The organism is Sphingomonas sp. (genome assembly GCF_025362505.1).
Classification (GTDB): Bacteria; Pseudomonadota; Alphaproteobacteria; order Sphingomonadales; family Sphingomonadaceae; genus Sphingomicrobium.
This window is the reverse complement of record NZ_JANYGG010000112.1, coordinates 1-9,911: the sequence shown is the minus strand read 5'-3', so window position 1 is coordinate 9,911 and position 9,911 is coordinate 1. Positions and strand designations below refer to the sequence as shown.

Sequence of the window (9,911 nt, the reverse complement as noted above, 5' to 3'; positions counted from 1 at the left end):
CAGCCCCACCCCATCAAAATCACCCCGCAGCCCGACCGCCGACGCCATCGCAAACCTCCCACAGCTTGCGATGTTGAATCAGATCATAGCCGTCTTGGGAATCCCCCGCGTTGAGTCAGAGCCCAAGGGACTTGGTATAATGTTGATACGTCAAACGACGTCGGTTTGGCCCTTGGAAGAGCCAGCGGGGCGCCGAAAAATCAGCTTTCGATTCTTATCTTTTAGCCCACTCAGCTTGTCGGGCTGACGATACCGCCCCAAAAGCTCCCCCGCATACCCCTCCAACCGCCCCTCCCCGATCGCGTCCCGCAACCCCTGCATCAGCCGTTGATAAAACCACAGATTATGCTCGGTCATCAGCATCGCGCCCAATATCTCTGCTGACCGCACGAGGTGGTGGACATAGGCGCGCTCATAGGTCGTGCAGGTCGGACACGGGCAGCCCGGCTCCAATGGCTCGCGGTCCTCGGCGAATTTCGCGTTCCTGATGTTGATCGGGCCATCGAGCGTGAACGCCTGCCCCGTCCGCCCCGACCGTGTCGGCAGGACGCAGTCGAACATGTCGATCCCGCGCCGAACCGCCTCGACGATGTCGTCGGGCTTGCCGACCCCCATCAGGTAGCGCGGGCGGTCGCGCGGGAGCATGTCGACGGCGAAGTCGAGCACCCCGCACATCGCGTCATGTCCCTCCCCCACCGCCAGCCCGCCGACCGCATAGCCATCATACCCGATCTCGATCAGCGCCTCGGACGACCGCTTGCGAAGCGACTCGACCATCGACCCCTGCTGGATGCCGAACAGCGCGGCGCGATCCGCATGCTCGCCGCCCCCGTCGAACGCGTCGCGTGATCGCCGCGCCCAACGCATCGACCGCTCCATCGAGCTTTCCGCCTGCTCCGCAGTCGCCGGAAACGGCGTGCATTCGTCGAACACCATGACGATGTCCGACCCCAACAACCGCTGCACCTCGATCGACCGCTCGGGGGTCAACATGTGGAGCGACCCGTCGAGATGCGACTTGAACCGCACCCCCTCCTCCGACTTCTTCGTCAACTCGCCGAGACTCATCACCTGATAGCCGCCGCTGTCGGTCAGGATCGGCCGGTCCCACCCCATGAAGCGGTGCAAACCTCCCAGCCGCGCGACGCGCTCCGCCCCCGGCCGCAGCATCAGGTGATAGGTGTTGCCGAGCAGGATATCCGCCCCCGACCCGCGCACTCCCTCGGGCTTCATCGCCTTGACTGTCGCGGCGGTGCCGACCGGCATGAACGCCGGCGTGGCGATCTCGCCGCGCTGCATGACAATCGCGCCGGTCCGCGCCGCGCCGTCGGTCGCGGCGATGGTGAATGAAAATCGGGTCATCGGCGCGGGTCCTAGCTGCTTGGGCAGGTCCCCGCTACAGCGCGCAGATGATCGAACCCTGGCTCTACCTCGCGCTGACCGCGACCGCCGTGCTGGCCGGGTTCATCGATGCGATTGCCGGGGGCGGGGGGCTGATCACCGTGCCCGCGCTGCTTGCCGCCGGAGTGCCGCCGCTCCATGCGCTGGGCACCAACAAGATCCAGTCGATGTTCGGCACCTCGGTCGCCACCGCCAACTTCGCCCGCGCCGGGATGATCGAGTGGCGCCGCAATATCCCGCTGGTCGCGGCGGTGTTCGTCGGCGCGTCGATCGGCGTTCTGCTCGTCCAGGCGATCAAGGCCGACGCGCTCCGCATCGTCATCCCCGTCCTGCTGATCGCCAACGCCGCCTACATCCTCTTGTCGCCGCGGATGAGCGACGCCGACGCGCACGAGCGGCTGTCGCGCCCCGCCTATGCCCCGCTGGCCGGCGCGATCGGCTTCTACGACGGCTTCTTCGGCCCCGGAACCGGCAGTTTCTTCGCCACCAGCCTGGTCGGACTGCGCGGCCTCGGGCTGACCCGCGCGACCGCGCTGGCGAAGCTGCTCAACCTCACCAGCAACATCGCCAGCGTAACCTTCTTCGCGCTTGGCGGACATATCCTATGGAGCCTCGGGCTGTGCATGGCGCTGGGCTCGATGACCGGCGGCTGGCTCGGCAGCCACAGCGCGATGCGCTTCGGCGCAAAGTTGATCCGGCCGCTGCTGGTGGTGCTCAGCCTCGCGCTCACCGCGCGGATCGTGTGGAGCTATTTCGCCGGCTGAGGCAGCAGCAGCGAGGAGTCGCCGTAACTGTAGAAACGGTAGCCTTGCGCAATCGCGTGGGCGTACGCCGCCTGCATCGTATCAAGCCCCATCAGTGCGCTGACCAGCATGAACAAGGTCGATTTGGGCAGGTGGAAATTGGTCATCAGCCCGTCGATCGCCTTGAAGCGATAGCCGGGCGTGATGAAGATCGCGGTGTCGCCTTCGAACGGGTGGACCAGGCCATCCTCGCCGCACGCGCTTTCGAGCAGGCGCAGCGAGGTGGTGCCGACCGCGATGATCCTCCCGCCATTCGCGCGCGCCGTGTTGAGGCGGTCGGCGGTGGCGGGGTCGATGCGGCCCCATTCGGCGTGCATGCGGTGGTCATTGGTGTCGTCGGCCTTGACCGGCAGGAAGGTGCCCGCGCCGACGTGGAGGGTCAGCGTCACCCGCGCGATACCCGCCGCGTCGAGCGCGCCGAGCAGCGCCGGGGTGAAGTGCAGCGCGGCGGTCGGCGCGGCGACCGCGCCGGGCTGGTCGGCGAACATCGTCTGATAGTCTTGCGCGTCGGCCTCGTCGGTGGCGCGCTTCGACGCGATGTAGGGCGGCAGCGGCATCGACCCGGCGCGATCGAGCAGTAGCTCGACCGGTTCGTCGCCGTGAAAGCTCAGCAGCAGCGCGCCGTCGTCGCCCTTTTCGACCAGCGACGCCGTGACGCCGTGACCAAAGTCGATCGCGTCGCCGACCCGCACCCGCCGCGCATTGCGGACGAACGCCCACCACTCGCGCGGGCCAGCGCGCTTGTGGAGCGTCGCCCCGATCTTCGGCCCAGGCCCGCTTTGCGGGCCGTCCACACTACGCCCGCGCCGCCCCTCGAGCTGCGCCGGGATGACGCGGGTGTCGTTGAACACCAGCACGTCGCCCGCGCGGAGCAGCGATGGCAGGTCGCGCACCATGTAGTCGCCGATCGCTTCGCCCGCGATGCACAGCATCCGCGCCGCGTCGCGCGGGCGCGCCGGGCGAAGGGCGATGCGGTCGGTCGGCAGCTCGAAGTCGAACAGTTCAACCCGCATTATTTGCTCGGCGGCACTTCCGGAGCAGGCGTAACAACCGCGATGGTCGCAGGTGCTTCGGCCATCGCGACCGGCGCGCCGATCGTCGCGTGGACGATCGTCGTCGGCGCTTCGGGCGGCTCGCCCGGGGCGATCGCATCGACCGCCGCCATGCCCTCGATCACTCGACCGATGACGGTGTATTTATGGTCGAGCGAGGCCTTGGGGCCGAACATGATGTAGAATTGGCTGTTGGCACTGTCGGAGCTGGCCGCGCGCGCCATCGACATCGAACCGCGCAGGTGCGGCAGGTCGTTGAACTCGGCCTTGAGGTCGGGCAGCGGCGAGCCGCCCGAGCCGTCGCCCTTGGGATCGCCGCCCTGCGCCATGAAACCGGGGATGACGCGGTGGAATTTCAGCCCGTCGTAGAAATGCTGCTGCGCCAGCAGCTGGATGCGCTGGACCGCGAGCGGGGCGACGTCGGGGCGCAGCTGAAGCACCACCCGTCCGCCGGTCGACAGCTCGAGCGTCAGCCGGTTCGCCGGATCGGCGGCGACCGCGGCGGGCGCGATCATGCTGACCGGCGCCGCAACCGGTACTGGAGCCTGCTTGGCGGCGGTCAGGGCCAGCGCGGCGAACGGCAGAAACATCAACGACTTCACCATAATTCCTCCCGGAACAGCGACCTACTTCGCCGCCGTCAGTTGTGCGCCAAGGTGCCGCGCCACGTCGACGGCGACCGCCGGCGGCACGAACTTGTCGATCTTGCCGCCATAGCGGGCGATTTCCTTAACCAGGCGTGACGCGATCGGCTGGAGCGACACGTCGGCCATCAGGAAGACCGTCTCGATGCTATCGTTGAGCTGCTGGTTCATTCCCGCCATCTGATACTCATATTCGAAGTCGGCGACGGCGCGCAGTCCGCGGATAATGATGCTCGCTCCCTCGCGCTCGGCGAAATCCATCAGCAGCGAATCGAACTCGACCACGCCGATATCGCCGTCGATCGCGGCAAGCTCGCGGCGGACCATCGCAAGCCGTTCGTGAACCGCGAACATCGGCGATTTCGACGGGTTGGTGGTCACCCCGACGATCAGCCGGTCGACGATCTGCGCGCCTCGCCGGATGATGTCGAGATGACCCAGGGTAAGCGGGTCAAAGGTGCCCGGATAAACGCCAATGCGCATGATCTAATGGTCCCTCTCGACAGCGAAGCGCGCGATCGCGCGGAGCAAATCGGCCTCGGCGCCGTGGTCGTGCAGATGCTCGATCGCCTGGGCGACGAGCAGGTCGGCCTGGGCGCGGGCGCGCTCCTCGCCGAGCAGCGAGACGAACGTCGCCTTGCCGGCCGCGGCGTCCTTGCCGACGCGCTTGCCGGCGCTCGCTTCGTCGCCGCCGTGGTCGATCAGATCGTCGGCGATCTGGAAAGCCAGCCCGACGTTGCGGGCATAGCCGCGGTAAGGTGTGCGGGCTTGGGAAGCGAGCCCGGCCATGATGCACGCCGCCTCGACCGAATGTTCGATCAGCGCGCCGGTCTTCAATTGCTGGAGCCGGCCGATCGCGGCGATATCGAGCGACTGCCCCTCGGCGGCGAGGTCCATCATCTGCCCGCCCGCCATCCCGTCGGGCCCCGACGCGCGGGCAAGATCGCCGACGAGCTCGGCGCGGACCACCGGGTTGGCGGAGGTCGCATGATCGGCGAGGATCTCGAACGCCAGCGCGTGGAGGCTGTCGCCGGCGAGCACCGCGGTCGCTTCGTCGAACGCCTTGTGGACGGTCGGCTTGCCGCGGCGCAGGTCGTCATCGTCCATGCACGGCAGATCGTCGTGGATCAGCGAATAGACGTGGATCGCCTCGATTGCAGTGCCGACGCGAACCGCGCGCGTCCGGTCGAGGTTGAACAGCCGCGCCGTCGCGACGGTCAGGAGCGGGCGAAGCCGCTTGCCGCCACCGATCGCGGCATGGGCCATCGCCTGGTACAGCCGGTCGCGGCCGTCGCCGGGGGGCTTGAGCAGCCGCGTGAACAGTGCGTCGACCTCGGCCGAGACCGCGCGCGCTTCGCCGTCGAGATCGACCGCCGGCAGCGTCAGCATATCAGTCGCCATCGAACGGCCGGGTGCCGGCCGGCTGACCGTCGGGGCCAAGGCTGATCTGCTCGATCCGCGCCTGCGCCGCCTTCAGTCGCGCCTCGCAATGGCGTTTGAGCGCATCGCCGCGCTGGTACAGCTCGATCGACTGGTCGAGCGGCGCCGACCCCTGCTCGAGGTTGCGCACGATCCCCTCGAGTTCGGCCAGCGCCGCCTCGAAGCTCAGCGATCCAATATCGGGTCCATCATCGGCCATGGCGCATCCTGTCCCCCGCCGAACCGCTTTTCAAGCTCTTGCCGCCCAAGAACTTTTCGCCCTCAGCTCTGGCGCTTGAACGGATCCTTGATGCCGGGGACAATTTCGTCCGAAGTGTCGGGCTCGCCCGCCTCGGCCGCGGCGAGCGCCGCCTCGGCATCGCGGTGATGCTGCTCGCGCTCGGCACGCAGCTCGACGATCAGCGCGGCGCGGTCGCCCTCGAGCCGGGTGTCGGTCGGCGCCGCCATGCCCGCCGCCTTGGCCGCCTTGGCGACCGCCGCGTCCAACTCGCGCTGCGTCGTCAGGCCGAGCGTGACCGGGTCCTTGGGCTGGATGTTGGCCATGTTCCAGTGGCTCCGCTCGCGCAGCGCGGCGATCGTCGTGCGGGTCGTGCCGATCAGCTTGCCGATCGCGCCGTCGGTCACTTCAGGATGGTTGCGCAGGATCCAGGCGATGCCGTCGGGCTTGTCCTGGCGTTTGCTGACCGGGGTGTAGCGCGGGCCCTTGGTGCGGCGGATGGGGTCGGGCTCCTTGTGCATCTTGAGGTGATGCTCGGGGTCGTTCTGCCCCTTCTCGATCTCCTCGTGGGTCAGCTCGCCGGCGCGGATCGGGTCGCGTCCGGTCAGCTTGGTCGCCGCCGTATCGTCGGCGATCGCCTGGATCTCGAGGATGTGAAGGCCGCAAAATTCGGCAATCTGCTCGAACGACAGCGCGCTGTTGTCGACCAGCCAGGCGGCGGTGGCATGGGGCATGAGGGGTTGGGCCACGGGTCTCTCCAGAGCGTTTTGACCGCGTCGGGGCGCGGCCGGAATAAAAAGGGCCGCCCCTTCACGGAGCGGCCTAGTGCGTGGAAGGGTTTAGGCCGCGCCGGGACGAAGGGCAAGTAGCGTCGGCCACGATCGTCGTCCCAACCCATTGTGGGGAAATATAGCCGTCAGCTTATTTCGAGCACGATCTTTCCGACATGTTCGCCCGACTCCATCCGCGCATGCGCCGCCGCCGCCTCGGCCAGCGGGAAGGTGGCGTCGATCACCGGTTTCAGGCGGTTGCCCTCGACATAGGGCCACACCGTCTTCGCCAGCTCGTCGGCGACCATCGTCTTGAAGTTGACATCGCGCGGGCGGAGGGTCGAGCCGGTCATCGTCAGCCGGCGGCGCATCAGCTCGAAGATCGGCACTTCGGCGGTCGCCCCGCGCTGCACCGCGATCGAGACGTGGCGGCCGTCGTCGGCCAGGCATTTGAGATTGCGCGCGACATAATCGCCGCCGACCATGTCGAGCACCACCGCGACGCCGCGCCCCTCGGTCCAGCGCTCGACCGCGTCGACGAAATCGGTTTCCTTGTAATTGATCGCGTGCGCCGCGCCGAGTTCGACCGCCGAGGCGCATTTGTCGTCCGAGCCGCAGGTCACGATCACCTCGAGCCCGAACAAATTGCCAAGCAGGATCGCCATCGTCCCGATCCCGCTCGTCCCGCCGTGGACCAGCACCGTGTCCCCGTCGGCCGCGAAACCGCGCTCGAACAGGTTGATCCACACGGTGAACAGCGTTTCGGGGATCGCCGCGGCCTCGATCATCCGCAGCACTTCGGGCACCGGCAGGCAGGTCCCGACCGGCGCGACGCAATATTCCGCATAGCCGCCCCCCGCGACCAGCGCGCACACCTTGGTGCCGATCAGCTGCGCCCCGCCCTCGCCCGCCGCGACGACCGTGCCGCTGATCTCGAGCCCGGGAATGTCCGACGCACCCGGCGGCGGCGGGTAAGCGCCCAGTCGCTGCAGCACGTCGGGGCGGTTGACCCCGGCGGCGGCGACCTTGACCAGCACTTCGCCCGGTCCCGCCACCGGCACCGGCCGCTGGACGGCTTTCAGCACCTCGGGCCCGCCCGGCTCGCTGATCTCGATCGCGGTCATCATGGCAGGCATCGTTGCGGGAATGTCGCTCACGCCGGTCTCACTCTGTTCGAAGGAGCGCGCTTATTGACATGACGACCGCCCGGGTCAACGCTGGCGGCGCGATGGACCTTGAGGATCTCTTCTCCGGCAAGCCCAGCGACCCGCTGACCGAGCTTGCGCGCCAGGACCTCGGCCCCTTGTCGACCGGGGAGCTGGAGGCGCGGATCGCCGCGCTTCACGCCGAGATCGCGCGCATCGAAACCCACATGGCCGAAGTGGCGCTCCACCGCGCCAGCGCCGATGCTCTGTTCAACAAGCGATAAATCGATTGCGTCGCGCGGCACGCCGCCCTTGATTGGCGCGGGTCACCTCACGACATTGGCTTCACGGACCGCGCCTTCCCCTGGCGCGAGGTAGGAGTAATTCATGCCCAGTTTCGCCCGCGATCTCGAAAAGACTCTCCACGATGCGCTGGGCGAAGCGAGCAAGCGGCGCCACGAATATGCCACGCTGGAACATCTGCTGATCGCGCTGATCGACGACGAGCACGCCTCAAAGGTGATGACCGCGTGCGGGGTCAACCGCGACGACCTGCGCGGGACGGTCAAGCATTACCTCGACAACGAGCTTGGCGCGCTCGTCTCGGACTCGGCGACCGACCCGACCCCGACCAGCGGCTTCCAGCGTGTTGTCCAGCGTGCCATCCTACACGTCCAGTCGTCGGGCCGCGACGAGGTGACCGGCGGCAACGTGCTCGTCGCGCTGTTCTCCGAGCGCGAGAGCTATGCGGTCTATTTCCTCCAGCAGCAGGACATGAGCCGGCTCGACGCGGTAACCTATATTTCGCACGGCGTCGGCAAGGGCGATACGCCGGGTGAGCCCACTCCGCCGACTGGCACCGGGTCCGAGGACAAGCCCGAAGCCAAGAGCGACGGCAAGAAGGAAAGCGCGCTCGCCCAGTTCACCGTCAACCTCAACGAGAAGGCCAAGACCGGCAAGATCGACCCGCTGATCGGGCGCAATGCCGAGGTCGACCGCACCGTCCAGATCCTCTGCCGCCGGTCGAAGAACAACCCGCTTTACGTCGGCGACCCCGGCGTCGGCAAAACCGCGATCGCCGAAGGCCTCGCGCGCAAGATCGTCGAGGGCGACGTGCCCGAGGTGCTGCTCCCCGCGGTGATCTACTCGCTCGACATGGGTTCGCTGCTCGCCGGCACGCGCTATCGCGGCGACTTTGAGGAGCGGCTGAAGTCGGTCGTCAACGAGCTCGAGAAGATGCCCGACGCGATCCTGTTCATCGACGAGATTCACACCGTCATCGGCGCCGGCGCGACCTCGGGCGGGGCGATGGACGCGTCGAACCTGCTGAAACCCGCGCTGTCATCGGGCGCGATCCGCTGCATCGGCTCGACCACCTACAAGGAATTCCGCAACCATTTCGAAAAGGACCGCGCGCTGCTTCGCCGGTTCCAGAAGATCGACGTCAACGAGCCGACGATCGAGGACACGATCAAGATCATCGCTGGCCTGCGCTCGGCGTTCGAGCAGCACCATTCGGTCCGCTACACCCCCGACGCGATCAAGTCGGCGGTCGAGCTCAGCGCGCGCTACATTCACGACCGCAAATTGCCTGACAAGGCGATCGACGTGATCGACGAGGTCGGCGCGATGCAGATGCTGGTGCCCCCCTCGCGCCGCAAGAAGATCATCACCACCAAGGAGATCGAGGCGGTCGTCGCGACCATGGCCCGCATCCCGCCGAAGTCGGTGTCGAGCGACGACAAGCAAACGCTCCAGCATCTCGAAATCGACCTCAAGCGCGTCGTGTTCGGCCAGGACATGGCGATCGAGAAGCTCGCCTCGGCGATCAAGCTCAGCCGCGCCGGCTTACGCGAACCCGACAAGCCGATCGGAAGCTATCTCTTCTCGGGCCCGACCGGCGTCGGCAAGACCGAGGTCGCGCGCCAGCTCGCCTCGGTCCTCGGCATCCCGCTTCAGCGGTTCGACATGTCCGAATATATGGAGCGCCACTCGGTCAGTCGGCTGATCGGCGCGCCGCCGGGCTATGTCGGCTACGAACAGGGCGGCCTGCTGACCGACGCGGTCGACCAGCAGCCGCACTCGGTCCTCCTCCTCGACGAAATCGAAAAGGCCCACCCCGACCTGTTCAACATCCTTCTGCAGGTGATGGACCACGGCAAGCTGACCGATCACCACGGCAAGACCGTCGATTTCCGCAACACCATCCTGATCATGACCACCAATGCCGGCGCGTCGGACATGGCGCGCGAGGGGATCGGGTTCGGCGCGTCGGACCGCGAGGACGTCCAGGAGGACGCGATCAAGAAGATGTTCACCCCCGAATTCCGCAACCGATTGGATGCGGTGGTCCCGTTCGCCTACCTGCCGCCCGCGGTGGTCGCACGGGTTGTCGACAAGTTCATCCTCCAGCTCGAACTCCAGCTGGCCGACCGCAAC

11 protein-coding genes are annotated in these 9,911 nt (G+C 67.2%); 3 read left to right on the top strand and 8 right to left on the bottom strand.

Annotated features, from left to right (window positions below; all coding sequences use genetic code 11):
* Positions 1–150: 150 nt before the first annotated feature.
* Positions 151–1,362 carry a tRNA guanosine(34) transglycosylase Tgt gene (tgt, locus tag Q0R27_RS10940; protein WP_293944451.1) on the bottom strand — a complete coding sequence of 404 codons (1,212 nt, stop codon included), beginning with the start codon at positions 1,360–1,362 and terminating at the stop codon, positions 151–153.
* A 47-nt stretch (positions 1,363–1,409) separates the two neighbouring features.
* Here tgt and Q0R27_RS10935 point away from each other — a divergent pair, with 47 nt between their 5' ends.
* Entirely contained in the window at positions 1,410–2,165 is a 756-nt protein-coding gene (locus Q0R27_RS10935; RefSeq protein ID WP_293944449.1) for a TSUP family transporter, read from the top strand.
* On the opposite strand, the gene queA is transcribed toward Q0R27_RS10935, so the two are convergent.
* The 7 genes from queA to Q0R27_RS10900 form a co-directional block, all read right to left on the bottom strand.
* The gene (gene queA / locus Q0R27_RS10930; RefSeq protein ID WP_293944447.1) at positions 2,150–3,217 is read right to left on the bottom strand and encodes a tRNA preQ1(34) S-adenosylmethionine ribosyltransferase-isomerase QueA; all 1,068 of its coding nucleotides are present in this window, start codon (positions 3,215–3,217) and stop codon (positions 2,150–2,152) included. The genes Q0R27_RS10935 and queA overlap by 16 nt on opposite strands.
* Entirely contained in the window at positions 3,217–3,858 is a 642-nt protein-coding gene (locus Q0R27_RS10925; RefSeq protein ID WP_293944445.1) for a peptidylprolyl isomerase, read from the bottom strand. The genes queA and Q0R27_RS10925 overlap by 1 nt, the downstream gene beginning before the upstream one ends.
* Before the next feature lie 24 nt (positions 3,859–3,882).
* Positions 3,883–4,383, bottom strand: a complete 501-nt coding sequence (gene coaD / locus Q0R27_RS10920) for a pantetheine-phosphate adenylyltransferase (RefSeq protein WP_293944443.1) — start codon at positions 4,381–4,383, stop codon at positions 3,883–3,885.
* Between the two features lie 3 nt (positions 4,384–4,386).
* Positions 4,387–5,301: a polyprenyl synthetase family protein gene (locus Q0R27_RS10915; protein WP_293944441.1), complete on the bottom strand. Its 915-nt coding sequence runs from the start codon at positions 5,299–5,301 to the stop codon at positions 4,387–4,389.
* Positions 5,291–5,539: an exodeoxyribonuclease VII small subunit gene (locus tag Q0R27_RS10910; RefSeq protein ID WP_293944415.1), complete on the bottom strand. Its 249-nt coding sequence runs from the start codon at positions 5,537–5,539 to the stop codon at positions 5,291–5,293. Before Q0R27_RS10910 ends, Q0R27_RS10915 begins: the two co-directional genes overlap by 11 nt.
* Positions 5,540–5,601: 62 nt before the next feature.
* A complete protein-coding gene (locus tag Q0R27_RS10905; protein ID WP_293944413.1) occupies positions 5,602–6,306 on the bottom strand; it encodes a DUF1013 domain-containing protein in 705 nt (234 codons plus the stop codon).
* 167 nt (positions 6,307–6,473) lie between these two features.
* Positions 6,474–7,451, bottom strand: a complete 978-nt coding sequence (locus Q0R27_RS10900; RefSeq protein ID WP_293944478.1) for an NAD(P)H-quinone oxidoreductase — start codon at positions 7,449–7,451, stop codon at positions 6,474–6,476.
* A 104-nt stretch (positions 7,452–7,555) separates the two neighbouring features.
* Between Q0R27_RS10900 and Q0R27_RS10895 the strand changes: the two genes are divergently transcribed.
* Together Q0R27_RS10895 and clpA are read left to right on the top strand one after the other, a co-directional pair.
* A complete protein-coding gene (locus tag Q0R27_RS10895) occupies positions 7,556–7,756 on the top strand; it encodes a DUF1192 domain-containing protein (RefSeq protein WP_293944453.1) in 201 nt (66 codons plus the stop codon).
* A 103-nt stretch (positions 7,757–7,859) separates the two neighbouring features.
* The coding region (gene clpA, locus Q0R27_RS10890; protein ID WP_293944411.1) for an ATP-dependent Clp protease ATP-binding subunit ClpA at positions 7,860–9,911 on the top strand (2,052 nt) is incomplete at its 3' end.